Origin of the sequence: Sporosarcina sp. P19, assembly GCF_002743165.1 — a bacterium.
GTDB classification, from domain to species: domain Bacteria; phylum Bacillota; class Bacilli; order Bacillales_A; family Planococcaceae; genus Sporosarcina; species Sporosarcina ureae.
The window spans coordinates 155,079-176,486 of sequence record NZ_PDYR01000006.1 but is presented as its reverse complement, the minus strand read 5'-3'; the positions used below and the strand labels follow the sequence as shown (position 1 = coordinate 176,486).

Sequence of the window (21,408 nt, the reverse complement as noted above, 5' to 3'; positions counted from 1 at the left end):
GCCAGCTGGCTCCTGGCTGTAGGCAATCCCCCACGTGCCTGTGCGGGTTCAGAAAGCAGAAACGCACTAACTTCAGTTCCCAACAACCAGTCGAGCACAACGTATCTCTTACAACGCATATTGTAATATGACTACTTGTCCCAAAACATATGACATTTGTCATCTCAAAGTCATGACATCTATGTCTACCCCTCCTACTGAATACAAGTTATTCTTAATGTACTAGCAAACCCAATAGGAGGGAAATTCAAACATGAGTAAAGAACAAACGAAGCAACTGCATAAAGACGTCGCGCCTTTCGCGAAGTCCGATTTGAAAAAGAGTATCGTTCAAATGATTAATACAATACCGCCAATATTCATCTTATGGTTCCTGGCTTACCAAAGCTTGAGTGTATCTGTCACATTAACGGTTGCGTTGTCAATCGTTGCGGCGTTCTTCGTAGTTCGCACATTCATCATCTTTCATGACTGTACGCACGGTTCATTCTTCCGCAATAAAAAAGCGAATAGCATTGTAGGAACAATTACTGGCGTCTTAACATTATTCCCATATGAAAAATGGAAAAGAGAGCACTCGATTCACCACGCAACTAGTTCAAACCTAGACAAACGCGGTGTTGGAGATATCTGGGTCATGACTGTGGAAGAGTACAAAAATGCCTCGAAGTTCGAGCGTTTCAGCTACCGTGTTTACCGTAACCCTATTGTGTTGTTTGGATTTGGACCATTATACTTGGTACTGATCTCAGGTCGTTTTAACCGTAAAGACGCGCGTAAGAAAGAGCGTATGAATACGTATTTAATTAACATTATTTTAGTTGCAGTATATACAGTATTAATCGTAGCGATTGGTTGGAAAGCCTTCTTGCTAATCCAAGGTACTATGATGTTCACAGCTGGTGCCCTTGGTATTTGGTTGTTCTACATCCAACATACATTCGAAGACTCTTATTTTGAAGAAGAATCTGATTGGGATTATGTTAAAGCAGCAGTTGAAGGAAGTTCATACTATCAGTTGCCACGTGTTTTACAATGGGCAACAGGTAATATCGGATTCCACCACGTACACCACTTGGCACCACGTGTACCAAACTATAACTTGGAAATGGCGCATGAATTGACTCCGCCATTGCAAAAAGCTACAACGATTACATTGAAAACTAGTTTTGAATCATTACGTTACCGCTTGTATGATCCAACTAATAAAAAATTCATCACATTCAAAGAAGCAAAACAATATTCATTTAAAGATAAGTTGTCAATTGATTTAAAACCAAAACGTACACGTTTATCTTAAATTGGCGAGAGAAGGAGCAATCCTTCTCCGCCTTTTTATTTTGTCCATATGTCTCTAAAGAGCTAGCAAAGAAAATGTTTGTTACAATAGAATGAAAAGGACGGCGATGAGAACTGATGTATAGTTGGTATAGTATTTTCCCTAAAAGCCCATGGCTCAGTATTTATGCTTGGGTTGTATTTTGTATCTTACCTTTCTTTTTTATTTTACGAAGTGCATCTCCATTTAATTTAGCAATAGGCATCATGTTATTAGTGTTATTTTTCCTTTCGTATTATTTTTCCGCCAAGTCCAAAAGCGGTCTCATGTATATGTGGATCAGTTTTGAAATTGTCATTACGGTCGTGATGACATTGTTATTTGGTTACGTTTATCTGTCACTGTTTATTGCGTTCTCTATTGGAAATATCAGAAGACCAGTAGGCTTTTTTATTATTTATGGATTACATATTGCGATCTTAATCGCAGCGATTGTTGCAGGGTTTTTTCTTGAGATTGAATTGTTTTTACCGCAAATCCACTTTGTTATTATCACGGTGATCGGTGTAGTATTATTGCCTTTTAATTTGTACAATCGTCAAAAACGGGACCTACTTCAAGATCAGTTGGAGATTGCAAGGGAACGGATATCTGAACTGATGATCATTCAAGAGCGTGAGCGTATTGCACGAGATCTCCATGATACGCTTGGGCAAAAGTTATCCATGATTGGCTTAAAGAGTGACTTGGCTTCTCGATTGATGGATCGGGATATCGAGTCGGCAAAAGCTGAGATTCAAGATATACGTCAAATCTCTACGACAGCATTAAAAGAAGTACGAGTTCTCGTCAGTGGTATGCGACGTGTGAAGCTTAAAGATGAGATGGTGCGCGTCCAACAAATGCTGAAGGCAGCTGAAATTGAAGTGGATATAGAAGGTAATCCGAATTTCCCCGACGTGTCTCCCATTGTAGAAAATGTGCTCGTCATGTGTTTGAAAGAAGCAATCAATAACGTAGTGAGGCACAGCTATGCAAAGCAGTGCTGTATCAAATTTGAACAAACAGAAAAAGCATTTGTAATTAGAATAAACGACAACGGAATTGGTATCGCGCAAAATGGCGTGAATTTACCAGGTAACGGGCTCGATGGTATGAAGGAACGATTGGAGTTCATCAACGGTAAACTGTCGATAAAAAGTGACAATGGGACTCATCTGAAAATCGTGGTACCTGCTGTTCTAAAGCAAATAAAGGAGGGGTAACGTTTATGATCCGCATTGTAATTGCAGAAGATCAAGGAATGCTGCTCGGTGCGCTAGGGTCGTTGTTGAACCTGGAAGAAGATATGGAAGTAGTAGGAATGGCCAAAAATGGTCAGGAGGCCGTGGATTTGGTCAAAAGTCTTCAGCCTGATATTTGTATAATGGATATTGAAATGCCGATTAAAACCGGTTTGGATGCAGCGGAAGAATTACAAGATATGGAATGCGGAATTATTATTTTAACGACGTTTGCTAGAGCGGGTTATTTCGAACGAGCTCGTAATGCAGGTGTTCGTGGATATTTGCTGAAAGATAATCCGATCGAAGAGCTGGTGAAATCGATTCATTCTATTATTGAAGGACGTCGAATTTATGCGCCAGAATTAATCGACATGGCATTTGATATGAAAGAAGAAGAGAAGAATCCATTGACTGAGCGGGAAGTCCAGGTACTTAAACTGGTATCGGAAGGGAAGACTACGAAACAGATTGCGGCTGAACTGTTTTTGTCACCAGGTACTGTCCGTAATTATGTCTCCACGATACTGGATAAACTTGGTGTGCGTAATCGTATTGAGGCTATTACGTTATTCAATGAAAAAGGCTGGTTCGAATGACATCTACTCAGGCATACATTCATAACAGGGGAGTGATTGATTAGTGGATAAAATCACGCAAAGTGAGTGGCTTGTAAAGCTACCTTTATTACAAAGTGTGATCAAGAAAAAGGAAGTAATATGGTGTAACCCTCTCGTCGAACCGGTAGTAGCCGGTCTGTTGAAGACGAATCTATCAAAAGACGATATAGCAGACGCCAGCGATCGACTGGAGAGATTCGCTCCCTATTTGGCGAAAGTCTTTCCGGACACGGATAAAGGTATCATAGAATCCCCATTGACACCGATTCCAAAGATGAAGCAAGAACTTGAAACAGTGTATGCTGTCAATATTCCAGGCAGGCTTTTATTAAAACAGGATAATGCGTTGCCAATCTCCGGTTCAATCAAAGCGCGCGGAGGTATTTATGAAGTGTTGAAGCATGCAGAGACACTTGCGATAAATAGCCAGTTGCTAGATTACGCAAAAGACTACAGCCAATTCGATACACCGGCATTCCGTGAGTTGTTTGCGAAGCACAAAATCGCAGTAGGCTCGACGGGGAATCTGGGATTGAGTATTGGCATTATGAGTGCGAAACTTGGCTTCGATGTAACGGTGCATATGTCAGCTGACGCCAAACAATGGAAAAAGGATTTACTGCGCTCAAAAGGCGTACATGTAGTGGAGTATATCGATGATTACAGTAAGGCAGTAGAAGAAGGCCGGCGTCAGGCAGAGGCTGATCCGTCTTGTCATTTTGTGGACGATGAAAACTCTACGGATTTATTCATGGGGTATGCAGTGGCAGGGGAACGTGTTGCAGCGCAATTGAAAGAGCAGAATATTACTGTCGATGAAGCGCATCCATTATTCGTCTATTTACCTTGCGGCGTAGGCGGCGGACCAGGCGGCGTGGCATTCGGATTAAAACTGGCATTAGGCGATCATGTACATTGCTTCTTCGCTGAGCCGACACACTCACCGTGCATGATGATTGGAATGATGACAGGAATGCATGACCAAGTCTCGGTTGCAGACTTTGGCCTGGATAATAAAACTGCGGCTGATGGTTTAGCAGTCGGTACAGCTTCTGCATTTGTCGGAAAAACGATGGAACCTTTCCTGACAGGATGCTATACGGTAGAAGATCAGACATTATTCACGCTATTGAAAGAGCTGGCCGACAGTGAGGACATCTGGCTGGAACCTTCAGCACTTGCTGGTATGATAGGGCCTGTCCATGGGATTAAGTCTAAATTGCCGTTTGCTGACTTTAAAGACGCGACGCATCTCGTATGGGGAACGGGTGGAAATATGGTGCCTGAAGACGAAATGAAGGGCTATTATAATCATATGAGGAAATAATACCCACTATTTCCCGGGAAATCGACAAAAGATCCGTAGAGAATAATCTCTGCGGATTTTACAATTTAGAGCGTATGATCTGGAAGTGGGAAGACATCATTGATTGACGTTCCAGAGTGCAAATCTGACCTTAATACTGATGCCCACCACATCGTTTTACATCATGGTCTTACTGTAAATCTTTAAAAATCTTCAATTTCAAAAGTCTTGGAGCCAACAATAGGCCGATAATTGTTCCACTCACTGTCGATACAAGAAAAGGGGGGAGGAAGAAGAAAGCGGTTACGGTCGTGCCCATCAAAATTTTTGCATAAGGCACTGCAAACAAAGGCGCTATCAAACCAGTACCGATTATCTCCCCAATGCCTGCACACCAATTTCTTTTGAAACGCTGATAGAATACGCCGGCAAAAAATGCACCGATCATCCCGCCTGGAAATGCGAGCAGTGAGCCGGTTCCTGTTAGTACACGTACGAGTCCTGTCATAAACGCTACTATGACGGCGGCGCCCGGACCCATTACAATCGCTACTATGACATTCACAGCATGCTGTATGGGGTATGCTCTGGCGATACCAGCAGGAAATGAAACGAATGCAGAGCCGGCAACTGCAATTGCGACAAACATTGTCATGAACATCATTTTACGTGTATTCATACGGACCTCTTTCATTACAACAAGGAGTGAATGGTTTTTGATAAATCACTTGCCGCATACTGTGGATCTTTAGCCGATGCGATAGCGGAAACAACGGCTACACCGTCTGCTCCCGCTTGGATAATGGAGCCAGTAGTAGCCAGTGTAATACCACCTATAGCAACTATTGGCATATCAGGGAATGCAGTGTGAATTTCTTTTACCAGAGTGGTACCTACAACGGCTGAAGCATCCAGTTTGGTTGAAGTCGGATAGATAGGCCCTAGTCCTACATAATCCGCCCCAATGGATTGTGCGAGTTGTACTTCTTGTGCGTTGTGAGTCGAAACTCCGAGCCATTTATCCGGACCAATTCGCTGCCGCACGCTGTCTGCCTGTTCGTCATCTTGTCCTACATGAACTCCGTCTGCATTAATTGCTAATGCCAGATCCACATCGTCATTGATGATGAAAGGAACGCGATACAGTCTGCAGAGCGCCTGACACTTTTTGGCGAATCCGAGCAAAGCGTCGCCTTCAAGTGCGTTCGATCCTTTCTCACGCAATTGAAAACATGTGATACCACCGCGAAGAGCTGCCTCTACTATTGCTAATGGATCCTGACTTCCTGAGTTTGGCGTGCCCATTACAAAATATAAGCGTAATGCTTTCTTTACTTCCATATTTCGCATCAATGCATCTCCTTTTTCAGCTGACCATATGCCCAGTGATTTGTCGGTCCGTGTCCTGAACCGATCTTCAAGCCGTTTTCAATCGCAGCCTGTATGAATTGCTTCGCTTCGGCAACTGCATCCGGAATGGAATAGCCTTTTGCCAGGAAACTGGTCAGTGCAGCCGCAAATGTGCATCCAGTTCCATGTGTGTCTTTAGTTTGGATCCAAGGTGTTGTCACGGTGAATGACTGACCTTCTGCATCGGCATAATAATCCTTTGCATCCAGTACATCGCTACGGTGACCGCCTTTCATCACGACAGCTTTCGCTCCCATCTTAATAAAAGCAGTTGCAGCTTGCTGAATGTCTTCGTCTGTCTGTATTTTCATTCCGGTCAGCACTTCCGCTTCAGGAATATTTGGTGTCACAATCGTCGCCAGCGGTAGTAAGTGTTCCTTCAGTGCTTGAATCGCCTGCTGTTGCAATAAAGATTGTCCACCCTTTGCAATCATGACAGGGTCAATGACTAAAGGAATTGGGGGGTATTCTTTTAATAGCGCAGCTACTTCAGTAATAATATCAGCCGAAAACAGCATTCCGGTTTTACATGCTTTTACATCAAAATCATCAAGCACAGCCCGTATTTGTGTTATGACCCCGTCGGTCTGTATTGGATAAACACCGTGAACACCGTGCGTGTTCTGAGCAGTCACTGCAGTTAGTGCAGAAGTTCCAAATACGCCTAGCTCCTGAAACGTCTTTAAGTCAGCCTGAATTCCTGCACCTCCTCCGCTATCCGAACCAGCAATGGTCAATGCTACTTGTACTGTCAATTAAAAAACCTCCTGTCTATTATGCTGAAAATGTTTTTGATTCGCGATCCAATGTATGTAATGTATTTAAGAAGTTCACAGCAAAGTCTCCGGGGCCACTTGAAGTTTTTGCTGTTTGTTCACCAGCTCGTTTATAAAATGAAAGTGCGTCTGCCACAGCTTCTAGCGGACGTTCCATTCCTACGGCAAGAAAAGCACCTGTAACAGAGCTGAGTAAACATCCCATACCTGTAATGGTAGTCATCATGGGGTGACCGCCTGTAATAGATAGTTTAGAATGTCCGTCCGTAACAATATCGACTTCACCTGAAACTGCTACCAGACAGTTGTACTTGCGTGCAGTCTTTTTTGCTATATCCTCGATGTCTGCTGAACCTTCTCCTGCATCGACACCCTTCGCGGCCCAGGGTATATCTGCAATCGCAGCTAGTTCGCCTGTATTACAGCGAATCAGTGTGATATCTACTTCGTCCAGTACTTTTAGGACGCTAGCTTTACGAAAAGGTGTGGCACCTGCACCAACAGGGTCTAGTACGACAGGTTTTCCTGCTGCGCGGGCACTGTTTCCCGCTAAAATCATTGCATCCACTGTCTGTTGTTTTAACGTACCGATATTTAAAATACTACAATCTGCAATTCTTGCGATATCTTCTGCTTCTTCTACTGCATCCGCCATAACGGGAGAAGCACCTAGTGCAAGTAAGCCATTTGCTTGGAAATTCGCGACTACAAAATTTGTGATGCAATGAACGAGCGGTTGCCTTTGACGAAGTTGTTGAATAAGTTGCATGTTTCTCTTCCTCCCATTAAAGGTATATATACAAAAAGCCCATGCATAGATGGGCGGTTGGGTATAAAAACTACCCACTTTCCTCCGCTAGTATGTACTAGATCAGGTTCAAAGGGTTTGCATAATTGCATCTCAGCCAAAAAGAAGGCACCCCTAGTGGTGGAATGTATCAGACGAGCTCATTATATCATATACATGAAAAAGGTTGAAATAATACTGGTATAACGAGGTGGAAGTAAGTGAAAATGAGAGATTGCGCATAGAAGAACAGGTATAACTATATGCTGAATGTTACATAATTATCTGAAGGCGTATAACTGTTTCAGATGAAATAGATAAAAGGGAGCAGATCGCAAATGGAGAAATTATTCGAAATTCAACAGATGGATCATTCGTTGGGTGATATAACGTTTACATGGAGTGATATAGGTGGTTATTACCGTGTCTATAAAGATGATCGGCAAGTATACGAAGGGACAGCCCCGAAGTTTACGGACGGGGAGCTGGATCCGTCACATCCCTTCCAATATACAGTGGAACGAGTGGAAGAAGGACGAGTTCAAAATGTAATTGTTATCCAAACATCAGCCCTGACAGAAGTACAGAAAGATGAACATCCTTTACAACGCTTAGTAATTACAACGATTGCTGCTTCATCGCAAATTGCATTGTCATGGGAGTGGATTAAGGATGTGGAGAAGTTCGATATTTACCGTAACGGTCAATACCTCGAGACAATTACTGATAATCGTTTTATTGATCGGCAGACGGATTCTTCGGAGCCGGTGGTATACAGTGTTTCGGCAACGCGCCCGTTGATTGACAGCAATCAGAAAATGAATGTCAGTAAATCGATTGCATCTAAAGTGTATGAAGTGATTATGCCCCCAGATCCTGACAATAAACCAACAGAAGAAGTTTATACTTTTTCCGTCCGTGTTAAGCAACGGGATCGATTACTAAAACCGGTGGCTGACAGGGAAAAAATAAATGAAGTGAAGCAATGGAAGTTCCGCTATACAACATTTTTAAAGGAAGATATCATAAAAAATCCGAATCTCTTTTCACCGATCCCATACTTTACAGGGGATGATCGGGACTTCAATCCAGAAGGAAAAAGCTTCCGCACCCGTGTCGATATAGAAGGAAAGTTTATTGGAGGAGACAGCGCACTGCAATTTACGAAAGCAACTGGACCCTCAATTGGATTGAATTATATGAAACGGTATAAACGTCATGACCATGCTTCTGTAGACGGTATAGAAATCGAGAGGTTGGAAGGAAGCTCGACCGAAGTACATTTTGCAATCAACCATGACGTGGGCAATCCACTAACCGCTTCACCGCCTATTCATTATGAAGTGAAAGCCCATTTGGATCAGCAAGGGAATCTAGACCTGGTTGGCTATCATAATGATGCGCCTCACCATGAAATTTATTTAGCACTTGATGACGAGGATTGGCGCTCCGTGCATCGTACTGAAAGTGAAGGGTTGGCGTATTTGTCGGGTGTGCTCGGAGATAATTATTGGCGTTATATGACGTGTAATTAACAATGAACGGCCGCAATCCATAGTAGATTGCGGCCGTTCATTTAACTATGCCATTCTATTTGATCGTTTCTTGAAAACCCTTTTCTATCAAATGTTTCCGTTCGGACTTTTTGTAGATAGATAAAGAGAAAGATAAAGGGGAATAAAGCAAGAAACGCAATTATTGACTGATATCCAACCATCTCTTTGAGCACCCTCCAGCAGTGAAGAGATAATTGTTACATGATTTTTCAGTCCAATAACCGTCATGGATAAAAGTATGACTTGCGGGACGCTGATAGAGCTCTTTTGATTCATAAAAACCCCTTTCCACTAAAGTACTTTCTCTTAGCATTACCTAAAATGTGCAGTTTAATAATCTTTATCATGAATTAAAGTAGAACGGTAATATTGGACTCTATGAATCGATTGATTTATAATAGCATTTGGTTGAAAGCGCTTACTAAATAGTTTAGAATAAAAGGTAGCTTATGAAAGCGTACAAATCAGGAATAAAGTGAAACTACGTTTCGTATAATAGCTTTGCGTGCATAATGATTGCGCTGAGATACAAGCAAAATAATGAGAACAGGGAGTGTGACGCAGTATGGTACAAGCTTCAGAAAATCTAGTTTACGCAAATCCAAATACAGAAGGTTCCAAGGTTCAGTTCAAAGAACGCTATGATAACTTCATCGGTGGCAAGTGGACGGCACCCGTAAAAGGCCAGTATTTCGATAATTCAACGCCAGTTACAGGTAAGGTATTTACCCAGGTGGCGAGATCTACGGAAGAAGACATAGAATTGGCTCTGGATGCAGCTCATGCAGCAAAAGATGCATGGGGAAAAACATCAGTCACTGAACGTTCAAATATTTTGCTGAAGATTGCCGATCGTATTGAAGAGAATTTAGAAATGCTAGCTGTAGCTGAAACATGGGATAATGGTAAAGCTGTCCGTGAAACATTGAACGCCGATCTTCCGCTTGCAGTAGATCATTTCAGATACTTTGCTTCTGCAATTCGTGCGCAAGAAGGTGGAGTTAGCCAAATCGATAACGACACAGTAGCCTACCACTTCCATGAACCATTAGGGGTTGTAGGTCAGATTATTCCTTGGAATTTCCCGATACTGATGGCAGTATGGAAACTTGCTCCGGCATTGGCTGCAGGTAACTGTATCGTGTTAAAACCAGCTGAGCAAACACCTGCATCTATTTTGGTATTGGTTGAATTAATCGAAGACTTACTGCCAGCAGGTGTTCTGAACGTAGTCAACGGTTTCGGACTGGAAGCAGGAAAACCACTAGCATCCAATCCGCGCATTAATAAGATTGCCTTCACGGGGGAGACGACAACAGGTCGTCTGATCATGCAGTATGCTTCTCAAAACTTGATTCCGGTTACATTGGAACTGGGCGGGAAATCCCCGAACATTTTCTTTGAAGATGTAATGGCGGAAGATGATGCATTCCTTGATAAAGCAGTTGAAGGTTTTGTTATGTTCGCATTAAACCAAGGAGAGGTCTGTACATGTCCGTCCCGTGCATTAATTCAGGAATCCATTTACGATAAGTTCATGGAACGCGCACTGGAGCGTGTTAAAGCGATTAAGACAGGAAATCCATTGGATCCAACGGTCATGATGGGTGCTCAGGCATCTACTGAGCAACTAGAGAAAATTCTTTCCTACTTGGATATCGGAAAACAAGAAGGCGCAGAGTGTCTGACGGGTGGAGAGCAGAACAAACTTGAAGGTGATCTTGCAGAGGGTTATTATGTGAAGCCAACTGTATTTAAAGGACATAATAAAATGAGGATCTTCCAAGAAGAGATCTTTGGTCCTGTAGTAGCAGTTACGACATTTAAAGACAAAGAAGAAGCGCTAGAAATTGCAAACGACACATTATATGGGTTGGGTTCAGGTGTATGGACGCGTGATATGAATACGGCGTACCGCTTCGGTCGCGGAATTCAGGCAGGGCGTGTATGGACGAACTGCTATCATGCATATCCTGCACATTCTGCTTTCGGTGGCTACAAAGCTTCGGGTATCGGACGTGAAAACCACTTGCAAATGCTGGCACATTATCAGCAGACAAAGAACATGCTAGTTAGCTATGACGAAAGCAAACAAGGATTCTTTTGATCGAATCTGTCTGGAGGATCCAAAGTGAATGGGGGAATTCCTATGCCAGATCGAGTAGTCGCAACAGAAGAAGCGTTGGCCCTTATAGAGTTGTTAAAAGATAAGCACGGTCTTTTGATGTTTCATCAGTCCGGCGGTTGCTGTGATGGATCTTCTCCGATGTGTTACGAAGATGGAGATCTAATTATTGGCAATCAAGATGTATTGCTTGGGCATATCGGCGGCATGCCGTTCTATATGATGAAAAGTCAGTTTGAGTATTGGAAGCACACGCAGTTAATCATTGACGTGGTAGATGGACGTGGTGGAATGTTTTCGCTCGAAGGAGTAGAAGGGAAACGTTTCTTAACCAGATCCCGTGCTTTCACTGACGAAGAATATAAGGAATTAACTTCATGAAAAAAGCCTTCCGTAAATAGGGAGGCTGGGACTGAAAGCAGCTCCAGAAACATGGGAGCTTGTTTTCAGTCTTTTTATCATACTTGGATATATAGTTAAAATCTTTACGAGATAAAACGTTTACGTTCTTCAGGTGAAGGTAACATGCAGGATAACTCCTTTTTGCCAAACCATTTATATCGGTTCTTTGCAATATAGTCGTAGGCGATATCGCGGATTGCTGGTGGGATGATTACGAATAGAAATGCCAAGTGCCATAAACCATCCAGTTTTTTTGCGATACGTAAAGCTGCGCCTGACTTTGTATAGGCTTTTTCATTTTCTATCAATACTAAGCTATCTACGTTATCGGGAATTTGATAGTCTTTACGAAATTTTCTACCCACATCATCTTGTAAGGAAGCGAATGAAAAGTGTTTGTACGGGTCACGTTTAATAATAAATTGCACGCTTGCGTCACAGAAATTACATTCGCCATCAAATAGTATAATTCTATTTCGTTCCATATTTATTCTCTCCTTCGAAAATAGGTGATATCGTACTATACCCACATAGCGTTAACTTCACTCATCCTCAATAAACAGAAGAATTTAATTGATTCAGTAATTCGCATAAAATAGAAGGTGATTAGGTGGTTCAGTCTTGTGTATTATATTAAGAAAAAAGGGTGAAAAAGGATGGAACGTCAATACATTCATCCAGCTGAGCTGAGTTGCGTTGTGACTCTGACTTTTTACGCTCTGAGAATATGGTAGGCAAAGGTTCTCTGATCCGCAACGCATCAACTGAGCGTGAAAGTATTGTAAGGAAGCTGGAATCGATTGAAAATAGTCTAGGGTATGAGAAGCCTTCTATACCTAGACGTTGTGAATTCTAACTAGACTATCCTAAATACAGCAATGTTCTTTATCTAAGTGGATATGGAACATTGCTTTTTATTTTTTACTATCCTATGGCGGTAGCCCGTAACAAATTGGTTAGCTCGCATGTAATAGGGTATAAGGAGGTGGAGAAATGAATCAAGGACATTGTGGAATGTCAGGCGGACATCATCAGCAAGGGTGGGGACACCAACAACAACAACATCATCATCATCATGGAATGCATGGTCAGCAAGGTATGCCAGGCGGACAGCAGCAAGGTTTCCAACCCGTGTTTTGCCCGCCACAGTACCGCTTTAACGATTGCTTCACTAAACAGGAAATGCCATTTATTCATCCGATCGTGAATGTGAATCGACACCACGTAGTCGGTGTGCCACAGCACTACTATACAGAAACTACTGAAAACGTTATGGGCTCTACTATTATGCCAGGAAGAGGACCGGGAATGGGACCAGGATTTGGACCAGGCCAGGGAGGCATGTGGGGTGGAGGAGGCTGTCACCGCCGCAGAAGATGCCGTTAATCCGTTTTCATTATGAAAAATCCGCTATCTCTGAAATACTAGAGATAGCGGATTTTGTTTATTTCTCCAACGCCTGTCGAGTCTACACGGCGCTTTCAGCATTTGAATCATGCATTAAAGTATCGTGCGTCAGGATGCGCGAAGACGATGGCTGATACGGATGCTTCTGGTTCCATCATGAATTCTTCGGTTAGGACGACGCCGTGGTCTTCCGGTTTGATGAGTCGGAAGAGTTTAGCTTGGTCTTCTAGATTTGGACAAGCTGGGTAGCCGAATGAGAATCGCTGACCTTGATATTTGGCGGCGAAACGTTCGAGCATTGTAAAGTCTGTTGGATCAGGGAATCCCCATTGGTCACGGATTTCTTGGTGAATCCGTTCAGCAAAGCCTTCTGCTAATTCCAAAGCAGTTGCTTGGAATGCGTGGCTTTCAAGGAATTTCCCTTCTGCCTTTAGTTTATTAGCATAATCACGAACGCCTTTACCAGCGGTCACTTGCATGAATGCAACGTAGTCCATTTCACCACTTTGCACTGTTTTCAAGTAATCAGCCAAGCATAGGAACGGTTCTTTTTCTTGACGAGGGAACGTAAATCGTTCAATTTCAGTTGTTGAATCTTCGGGATCATAAATGATTACGTCGTCGCCGTCTGCCTGAGCAGGGAAGAATTGATAAATACCGGAAGCTGTCATTTTATCGGACTTCAAGAACCCAGTTACCATCTCGTGAAGTTGTACTGCACGTTCTTCATTTCTTTCAAGCATTTTATCAACATTTCCTCGTAGACCTAAGTGGTGACCGATTAGAGTACGCATATTTACATAAGGATGTAGGTGGGCAACCGAGTAATCTTTCACGACCCGTCTACGTAAGTCAGTTGGAGTAAATACAGGCACATCGGTGCGTACCGTTTTCACAGGACGTGGCTTTACTGCGACTGCTGTAGAACCCCGACTTGCTTTAATCGCATCATTCGTTTCGCGTTTCTCAATACTATTCGCTAATTCTTCGAGTAACGCTCCTTTGTCAGTACTTTGAAGACGGTTTGCTAAATCAAGACCTTGCATCGCGTCTTTTGCAAAAATAACCGGGCCATCATACTCGGGTGCGATTTTCGTTTCAGTAAAGCGTCTCGTTAAAGCGGCACCGCCAACCATTACTGGCGTATCGATTCCTGCTGCTTTAAAGTCCTGTGCCGTCAACACCATCTGCTGTGCAGACTTTACGAGAAGACCTGATAGGCCAACAATGTCTGGTTTTTCTTTACGGATCACTTCAATTAATGAAGCTGGAGTAACTTTGATTCCGATGTCTATCACTTTAAATCCGTTATTACTTAAGATAATTTCTACGAGGTTTTTCCCGATATCGTGTACGTCACCTTTTACTGTCGCCAGGATAATCTTACCTTTTCCGCTATCGTCTTCATTCTTATCCATGAACTGCTCTAGGTAGGAAACAGAAGCTTTCATGACTTCAGCACTTTGAAGAACTTCCGCTACGATCAGCTGGTTGTCATTGAATAAATGTCCAACTTCAGCCATTCCTTTCATTAAAGGCCCATTGATGATATCAAGTGGTGCATCGTATGTTTTCAAAGCAGTTTCCAGGTCAGGAATTAAACCTTCTTTCGTACCTTCTACTACATAGTACGCGAGACGATCAGGCACAGTTTTCGGAATATCATCTTCGGACTTCTCTTTTTTCTTACCACGATAGAAATCCGTGAAATCAGCTAGTGTTTCGTCTGTTGTAGTAAACAGCAAGTCGTTCGCCAACTTGATTTCAGCTTCTGGAATCGAAGCAAAGCGCTCAAGTTTTTCTGTATTGACAATCGCATAATCGAGACCTGCTTGTGTACAGTGATACAAGTACACAGCATTCAACACTTCACGGCCAACAGGCGGTAACCCGAAGGATACGTTGCTGACACCGAGAGTCGTTAAGGTGCGTGGAAGTTTTTCTTTAATTAATCGAATTCCTTCAATTGTTTCTACAGCTGATCCGATGTATTGCGCATCACCTGTACCAACAGGGAAGACGAGTGGGTCAAAAATGATATCTTCGGGCGGAATCTCCCATTTGTTGACGAGTAAATCATAAGAACGCAACGCAACTTCCAGCTTACGTTCCCTCGTGACCGCCATTCCAATTTCATCAATCGTTCCGACAACGACAGCTGCTCCATATTTTTTTACTAAAGGAAGTACAGCGTCAAAGCGTTCTTCACCATCTTCTAAGTTAATAGAGTTGATAATTGCTTTACCTTGCGAGAATTTCAATGCTTCTGCAATGACATTTTCATCTGTAGAGTCAATGACGAGAGGAACTTTGACTTTTTTCACGACTTCTTTCATGAAGCGAGTCATATCGTACAATTCATCACGGTCAGGGTTCGCAAGACAAATATCCAATACGTGAGCACCACGTTTTACTTGTGCACGTGCGATTTCAGCAGCTTCTTCAAACTTTTCTTCTACAATTAATTGTTTGAATTTACGTGAACCGATAACGTTTGTACGTTCACCGATTAATAACGGACGCAATGTATCGTCGTAAAGCAAAGGTTCAATCCCTGAAATGGCATGACCAAGAGGATTTTCCGGCATCTTGCGTGGAGACTTATCTTTTACTGCCTCACGAATTGCGCGAATGTGATCAGGCGTTGTACCGCAGCAACCGCCAACCATGTTCAACCAGCCTTTTTCAGCGAAGCCTTCCAGCTTTTTCGATAGAGATTCAGGAGACTCATGATAATGTCCTTCTTCATCTGGCAATCCCGCATTTGGATAACAAGTTACATAGCTTGTCGCTAAGTCAGATAATGAACGCAAATGGTCCGTCATGAATTCAGGACCTGTCGCACAGTTTAAGCCGACCGAAAGTGGGTGGACATGTTCAATGGAAATATAGAACGCTTCAATACTTTGTCCAGCAAGTGTTGTACCCATCGGCTCAATCGTCCCTGATATCATGATAGGAATTTCACGTCCAAGCTCTTCGAACGCTTTTTTAATACCAATCGTTCCGGCTTTCACGTTTAGCATATCCTGACTCGTTTCCATCAGTATCAAGTCACTGCCAGCTTCTACAAGAGCTTTTGCCTGCACATAGAAATCATTGGATAGTTCATCGAACGTAATGCCGCCTGTAACCGAAAGCGTCTTTGTTGTAGGTCCGATCGCACCTGCGACAAAACGTGGCCATTCTGGTGTAGAAAACTTCGCTGCACTCTTTTTCGCGATTTCCACAGATTTTGCATTAATTTCATCTGCACGATGACCGAGTGAAAATTCATTTAAGACAAGGGGGGTACCACCAAATGTATTTGTACAAATGATATCAGCACCAGCTTCTAAATATTCATCGTGAATTTTCTCTAAAACATCGGGGCGTAACACACTTAGGTATTCGTTACATCCATCATATTCTTCTCCGCCGAAGTCTTCCGTTGAGAAATCTTCCGCTTGCAGCATCGTCCCCATCGCACCATCAATGATCAGGATTCGTTTGTCTAGTTGCTCTTCAATAGGATGTCTCTGCATGTGTTAATTCCCTCTCCTTCTTCTTCTGATCTATTTCCTTAATATACTCATACAACTCTAATGTCATATCGTAACGGAGGAATGGTGTGATGATATACAGCCCATTAAAATACTGCGCTGCTGTATCAATCAATTCTTTTGCGATTTCAAGACCCGTTTCAGTTGATTTTTCACGGTCATCTCCACATTCACGCATTCTTTCCAACACATCTTCTGAAAGCTTGATACCTGGTACTTCGTGATGCAGGAACTCTGCATTTCGTATATTTGTCAATGGCATGATGCCAATGAAGATCGGTGTATCCAAGTGTTTTGTGGCTTCGTATACATCGATAATCTTTTCTTTCGTGTATACCGGCTGCGTGATGAAATAGTCTGCACCCGCTTCAATTTTCTTCTCGAGTCGTTGTACAGCTCGATCAATTACGCGTACGTTCGGATTGAAAGCTGCTGAAATAGAGAAGTTTGCTTTCTTGCGCAATGGCTTACCGGAGAACGAAATCCCTTCATTCAATTTCTTAATTAACTGCAATAACTCCATGCTGGATACATCGTAGACGCTTGTTGCACCGGGGAAGTCGCCAACTTTTGTCGGATCGCCTGTTACAGCTAGGATATCGTGAATGCCTAATGCATCGAGTCCCATCAAATGTGATTGTAAGCCGATAAGATTGTGATCACGGCACGTTAAATGTACAAGCGGGCGGATATTATGTTTCATCTTAACGATTGAGCCCATCGCCATGTTGCTGATGCGAGGGGAAGCAAGGGAATTATCTGCCATTGTTATAGCATCAACTCCTGCGTCATATAACACATTTGCACCCTTGATATAATCTTCTGTTTCCAAGTGGCGCGGTGTATCTAGTTCTACAATTACCGTACGCTCTGTTTTCGCTTTTTCATGAAGAGGTTGATGTTTTGTAGGTCCCGCTTCATGAATCACGATAGGCTTTTCCGGATGTACGACCTTTTCTGTGATAGGTGCAAGTCGCGCTAACTGTGTTTTCGCTGCTTTAATATGCTTAGGTGTTGTCCCGCAACATCCACCGATCAACCGAACGCCTTGATCACGAAGTAATACAGCAGCGCGTCCGAAGTATTCTGCTTCTGATTCATAGACAATACGCCCATCTTCCACATCTAATAGACTGGCGTTTGGATATGCGGATAAAAATGCTTTTTCCGGTAATGTAACATTATCGAATGCTTGAATCGTGTGGTAAGGGCCTAAGCGACAGTTGACACCTACGATATCTGCTCCAAGAGATTCAAGTTGATGAAGTGCATCATTTAATGAAAGCCCATTCTGTAATACGCCGGGATCATGCATAGAAACTTGTGCGATCAATGGAACATCCGTGATTTTCTTTAACGTTGTCACAACAGATGATAACTCTTCAAAGTCGTAATATGTTTCCAATAGAAGACCATCCGGATCACCTGCCAATAATGCATTGGCTTGTTCTAGTACGACTTTTTCTATTTCATCCAATGTAGCATCGCTTTTACGTATGCCACGCAGGCCGCCAATTGTACCGAGTACAAATTGTCCCCCAGGTGCTGCTGCGCGTTTTGCAATTTGAATGGCCGCTTTATTGAATTCCGTTACACGACTTTCTAATCCGTAGCGAGCTAATTTGTTCGCATTTGCACTGTAAGTGTTCGTCTGTATAATATCTGCGCCGGCTGCGATGTAGTCTTGGTGAATCTGCTCTATAATTTCAGGCTTTTCTACGTTTAGTTCTTCATAACAGTAATCAATTCCGTAAGAATATAAAATCGTCCCCATTGCACCATCTGCCGTTAAGACGTTTGTTTGTAGTTTATCTAGCAATGACATAATTCCATCTCCCCTTTGCTTTTTCTAATCAAAAAAAGCCTTCAAGTATATTAGAAGGCTTTGTAATCTCAATGACTAGTTCCCTCTCATCTTTTCAGAGTGTCAATTTGACAGACTGCTGGAAGTAGCACCTTGCCTATATGGCTGGTTGCTGAAGCGTCGAAGGGCCAGTCCCTCAGCTTCTCTTGATAAGATATGTTTCTTATTCAATTATTTAGATTATTCTAACCACATCATAGCGGCTTTGTTGGATATCGTCAAGTGAATGTTTGGTGAAGTTCGAAGTGCGGAGTTAGAGCATAGAGAAATTGCGATATATATGCTAAAATCAATGAAACAACTCGAAAAGGTGAGGAATTATGCGATTCTTTAAATACTCATTTCCAATCGCTGTTCTTGTAGGTACAATTGCTTGGATTATGATAGGTAGCAATTACGAAGAAGTTGCTTATGATATGCGAGTGTACATTACAATTGCGGCTGCTATATTCAGTGGTTTGATCTCAAGCGTTTTGTTTCGTAAAGAAAAAGAAGAACAGATTGATGAGAAGAAGTAGGCTGTCAGCATTTTGCTGCAGTCTTTTTTTATTTGTTTTTATGGGTTAACTATAAAATAAAAGGTGTTGACATATTGTGTGTTAACTATTATTGTTTTTATGATAACTAATATAAAAGAGGTGACATGATGGCGACAGCAACGGAGAGGCAACCGGTAAGTAGGTTTAGTGCATTAACCATTGTATACAGTGGGATGTTCGCGTCATTAATGATGATTGGAGCAAATATTACATCCTTTGTGCCGTTTTTAGTAGTTGGTGGAGTACCTATTACATTGCAAACGTTTTTCGCAATCTTATCAGGACTATTACTTGGCAGTCGTCTAGGTGCGTTATCTATGACGGTATATATGTTAATAGGATTAGCAGGTGCACCGGTCTTCGCTAAATTTTCAGGCGGCTTCGGTCAGATCTTGAGTCCGACGTTTGGCTTTATTCTTACGTTCATTTTAATAGCTTATGTAGCCGGGAAGATTGTCGAGCGAAGTCAGACCATGCCTGCTTATATAACCGCGGCACTGGTCGCTACGGCAATCAACTATATAGTAGGCACAAGCTGGATGTATTTTGCGTACAAGATGTGGGCTGCTGCACCAGACGTGTTTACCTACAAGATCGCATGGCTATGGATGATGCCTCCGTTGCCAAAAGATCTAATTCTGGCTGTACTGTCAGGCATATTCGCGTTTAGAATCTCAAAACACTTGAAAGTGAGGCGTACGCTATAATGAACTACCAAAGGCTGGCTACTCAAGTACTGGAAGGGCATGAAGTAACTGATGAGGAATCACTCGCAATATTGAATAGCCCAGATGAAGATTTGCTATTATTACTGCACGCGACGTACTCGATTCGATCACATTACTTCGGAAATAAGGTAAAGCTGAATATGATCATCAATACGAAATCAGGATTATGTCCGGAGAACTGTGGTTATTGCGCACAATCCATCATTTCAAAAGCACCTGTCGAAAAGTATGCGATGATGAAATCGGAAGAGATACTAGAAGGTGCAGAACGTGCTGCCGCTAATAAAGCGGGCACCTATTGCATCGTAGCAAGTGGACGGGGACCGCGTGACAGTGAACTGGACATAGTCATTGATTCTGTTAAGCAGATAAAAGAAAAACACAAAGGAATGACGGTATGTGCTTGCCTAGGTATTTTGAAGCCAGGCCAAGCAACCCGTTTGAAAGAGGCGGGCGTAGATCGCTACAACCACAACTTGAACACATCCGCAGAGCATCACGAAAGTATAACTACATCGCATACATACGATGATCGTGTAAACACTGTAGGGTTGGCCAAAGAAGCGGGCATATCTCCATGTTCAGGCGTCATCGTTGGCATGCGGGAAACAAAGCAAGATATCATCTCCATGGCGCGTAGCCTACGCGAACTGGACGCAGACTCAATACCTGTGAACTTCCTGCATGCAGTTGATGGAACACCATTAGAAGGGACATCAGAACTGGATCCACGCTACTGCATAAAAGTCCTGTGCCTATTCCGCTATATCAACCCTAGCAAAGAAATTCGTATTTCGGGTGGACGTGAAGTCAACTTGCGAAGCCTGCAGCCACTAGGCCTCTACGCTGCAAACTCTATCTTCATCGGTGACTATCTCACAACAGCCGGTCAAGAAAATGATCAAGATCAAAAAATGCTTGAAGACATGGGCTTCGTAGTCGATCTCGAACCGTTGCGCAAAGAACCTATCACTATATAAATAGAGAATGAGTAAATATACGTATACCTTGTGCTGAAGACAATCCGCTATGTGGATCTGTTCTTCAGTTTTTTCTATTCATTCAGAATTCTATTTAGGAGGATTGCAGTAGTTGGCCGTAAGTGAAAAGTATTCGTCTTGTTTTTGTTCGGTGACTAATTGAATAATTAATAGCCTGTTGTGACAACCTAGCAACAGGTTTCCTTTTAACGTAATCATGTATACATACAAACAAATGAATTGCATCCTGCCTGATTTCTGCGATACAATCAAGTCAAAGATAGTCAAAGTCAACTAGATGAACGAGCGAAAAGAGGTGACGAGATGCGTAATATTTCTGACATTATAGAAGGATATTTGAAGTCGATTATAGAAGAGGAAGATAGCGCTTCTATTGAAATCAAACGAAATGAGATTGCTGAGAAATTCCAATGTGTACCATCACAGATTAATTACGTGATCAAAACCCGGTTTACCGTCGAGAGAGGCTACGCTGTTGAGTCTAAGCGAGGAGGCGGAGGCTACATCCGGATTTACAGGGTACGTACCAACTCCCGCAAGGACTTACTTGAACAAGCGTTAGAGATTTTAGAGAGTGAAGCGTCATCTACTATGGCGGAAGATGTCATTATCCGTTTAATTGAAGAAGAAGTCATTACAGAACGTGAAGCTAAACTGATGCTTGCTGCAGTAGGCCGTGCTACTCTGCGTTATATGTTGCCTGAGCGGGATGCGTTACGTTCACGTATTCTTCGCGCTATGTTAGTTACATTAATTTATGAAGAGATAGAATGAGGTGAATTT

19 protein-coding genes and 2 riboswitches are annotated in these 21,408 nt (G+C 42.6%); of the genes, 12 read left to right on the top strand and 7 right to left on the bottom strand.

Annotated elements, in window-relative coordinates; translation table 11 throughout:
• The first annotated feature begins 253 nt into the window (after positions 1–253).
• From desA to CSV74_RS09000, 4 genes are all read left to right on the top strand, one after another.
• Positions 254–1,300, top strand: a complete 1,047-nt coding sequence (gene desA / locus CSV74_RS09015; protein ID WP_029053326.1) for a Delta(5) desaturase DesA — start codon at positions 254–256, stop codon at positions 1,298–1,300.
• 116 nt (positions 1,301–1,416) lie between these two features.
• On the top strand, positions 1,417–2,544 hold the full coding sequence (locus CSV74_RS09010) for a sensor histidine kinase (protein ID WP_099691381.1): 1,128 nt from the start codon (positions 1,417–1,419) through the stop codon (positions 2,542–2,544).
• A 5-nt stretch (positions 2,545–2,549) separates the two neighbouring features.
• Positions 2,550–3,161 (top strand): response regulator transcription factor, encoded by a 612-nt coding sequence (locus CSV74_RS09005; RefSeq protein ID WP_099691380.1) that lies wholly within the window; start codon positions 2,550–2,552, stop codon positions 3,159–3,161.
• Between the two features lie 43 nt (positions 3,162–3,204).
• Positions 3,205–4,509, top strand: a complete 1,305-nt coding sequence (locus tag CSV74_RS09000; protein WP_099691379.1) for a D-serine ammonia-lyase — start codon at positions 3,205–3,207, stop codon at positions 4,507–4,509.
• Positions 4,510–4,678: 169 nt separating this feature from the next.
• Here CSV74_RS09000 and thiW read toward each other — a convergent pair whose 3' ends face one another.
• From thiW to thiM, 4 genes are read right to left on the bottom strand one after another with little or no spacing between them, the layout of a single operon-like run.
• The gene (thiW, locus tag CSV74_RS08995) at positions 4,679–5,167 is read right to left on the bottom strand and encodes an energy coupling factor transporter S component ThiW (protein ID WP_099691378.1); all 489 of its coding nucleotides are present in this window, start codon (positions 5,165–5,167) and stop codon (positions 4,679–4,681) included.
• A 14-nt stretch (positions 5,168–5,181) separates the two neighbouring features.
• Entirely contained in the window at positions 5,182–5,838 is a 657-nt protein-coding gene (gene thiE, locus CSV74_RS08990) for a thiamine phosphate synthase (RefSeq protein WP_099691377.1), read from the bottom strand.
• Positions 5,838–6,653, bottom strand: a complete 816-nt coding sequence (gene thiD, locus CSV74_RS08985; protein WP_099691376.1) for a bifunctional hydroxymethylpyrimidine kinase/phosphomethylpyrimidine kinase — start codon at positions 6,651–6,653, stop codon at positions 5,838–5,840. Before thiD ends, thiE begins: the two co-directional genes overlap by 1 nt.
• A gap of 19 nt (positions 6,654–6,672) precedes the next feature.
• Positions 6,673–7,443: a hydroxyethylthiazole kinase gene (gene thiM / locus CSV74_RS08980; protein WP_099691375.1), complete on the bottom strand. Its 771-nt coding sequence runs from the start codon at positions 7,441–7,443 to the stop codon at positions 6,673–6,675.
• Between the two features lie 62 nt (positions 7,444–7,505).
• Positions 7,506–7,608, bottom strand: a riboswitch (TPP riboswitch).
• A gap of 191 nt (positions 7,609–7,799) precedes the next feature.
• Here thiM and CSV74_RS08975 point away from each other — a divergent pair.
• The 3 genes from CSV74_RS08975 to CSV74_RS08965 all read left to right on the top strand — a co-directional run bounded on the left by CSV74_RS08975 (position 7,800) and on the right by CSV74_RS08965 (position 11,523).
• On the top strand, positions 7,800–8,996 hold the full coding sequence (locus CSV74_RS08975) for a DUF3238 domain-containing protein (RefSeq protein WP_099691374.1): 1,197 nt from the start codon (positions 7,800–7,802) through the stop codon (positions 8,994–8,996).
• A gap of 586 nt (positions 8,997–9,582) precedes the next feature.
• Positions 9,583–11,124, top strand: a complete 1,542-nt coding sequence (adh, locus tag CSV74_RS08970) for an aldehyde dehydrogenase (protein WP_099691373.1) — start codon at positions 9,583–9,585, stop codon at positions 11,122–11,124.
• 42 nt (positions 11,125–11,166) lie between these two features.
• Positions 11,167–11,523 carry a DUF779 domain-containing protein gene (locus CSV74_RS08965; protein ID WP_029053315.1) on the top strand — a complete coding sequence of 119 codons (357 nt, stop codon included), beginning with the start codon at positions 11,167–11,169 and terminating at the stop codon, positions 11,521–11,523.
• 104 nt (positions 11,524–11,627) lie between these two features.
• On the opposite strand, the gene CSV74_RS08960 is transcribed toward CSV74_RS08965, so the two are convergent.
• The gene (locus tag CSV74_RS08960) at positions 11,628–12,029 is read right to left on the bottom strand and encodes a thiol-disulfide oxidoreductase DCC family protein (RefSeq protein WP_029053314.1); all 402 of its coding nucleotides are present in this window, start codon (positions 12,027–12,029) and stop codon (positions 11,628–11,630) included.
• 508 nt (positions 12,030–12,537) lie between these two features.
• Between CSV74_RS08960 and CSV74_RS08955 the strand changes: the two genes are divergently transcribed.
• On the top strand, positions 12,538–12,930 hold the full coding sequence (locus CSV74_RS08955) for a hypothetical protein (RefSeq protein WP_099691372.1): 393 nt from the start codon (positions 12,538–12,540) through the stop codon (positions 12,928–12,930).
• 107 nt (positions 12,931–13,037) lie between these two features.
• Here CSV74_RS08955 and metH read toward each other — a convergent pair whose 3' ends face one another.
• Together metH and CSV74_RS08945 are read right to left on the bottom strand one after the other, a co-directional pair.
• The gene (gene metH / locus CSV74_RS08950; protein WP_099691371.1) at positions 13,038–16,475 is read right to left on the bottom strand and encodes a methionine synthase; all 3,438 of its coding nucleotides are present in this window, start codon (positions 16,473–16,475) and stop codon (positions 13,038–13,040) included.
• A complete protein-coding gene (locus CSV74_RS08945) occupies positions 16,456–18,318 on the bottom strand; it encodes a bifunctional homocysteine S-methyltransferase/methylenetetrahydrofolate reductase (RefSeq protein ID WP_099691370.1) in 1,863 nt (620 codons plus the stop codon). The genes metH and CSV74_RS08945 overlap by 20 nt, the downstream gene beginning before the upstream one ends.
• 83 nt (positions 18,319–18,401) lie before the next feature.
• Positions 18,402–18,513: riboswitch (SAM riboswitch) on the bottom strand.
• Positions 18,514–18,677: 164 nt separating this feature from the next.
• Between CSV74_RS08945 and CSV74_RS08940 the strand changes: the two genes are divergently transcribed.
• The 4 genes from CSV74_RS08940 to CSV74_RS08925 all read left to right on the top strand — a co-directional run bounded on the left by CSV74_RS08940 (position 18,678) and on the right by CSV74_RS08925 (position 21,399).
• Positions 18,678–18,875, top strand: a complete 198-nt coding sequence (locus CSV74_RS08940; protein ID WP_029053309.1) for a hypothetical protein — start codon at positions 18,678–18,680, stop codon at positions 18,873–18,875.
• A gap of 128 nt (positions 18,876–19,003) precedes the next feature.
• The gene (locus tag CSV74_RS08935; protein ID WP_029053308.1) at positions 19,004–19,603 is read left to right on the top strand and encodes a biotin transporter BioY; all 600 of its coding nucleotides are present in this window, start codon (positions 19,004–19,006) and stop codon (positions 19,601–19,603) included.
• Positions 19,603–20,604, top strand: a complete 1,002-nt coding sequence (bioB, locus tag CSV74_RS08930) for a biotin synthase BioB (protein ID WP_099691369.1) — start codon at positions 19,603–19,605, stop codon at positions 20,602–20,604. The genes CSV74_RS08935 and bioB overlap by 1 nt, the downstream gene beginning before the upstream one ends.
• A 324-nt stretch (positions 20,605–20,928) precedes the next feature.
• Positions 20,929–21,399, top strand: a complete 471-nt coding sequence (locus CSV74_RS08925) for a CtsR family transcriptional regulator (protein ID WP_029053306.1) — start codon at positions 20,929–20,931, stop codon at positions 21,397–21,399.
• Positions 21,400–21,408: the final 9 nt, after the last annotated feature.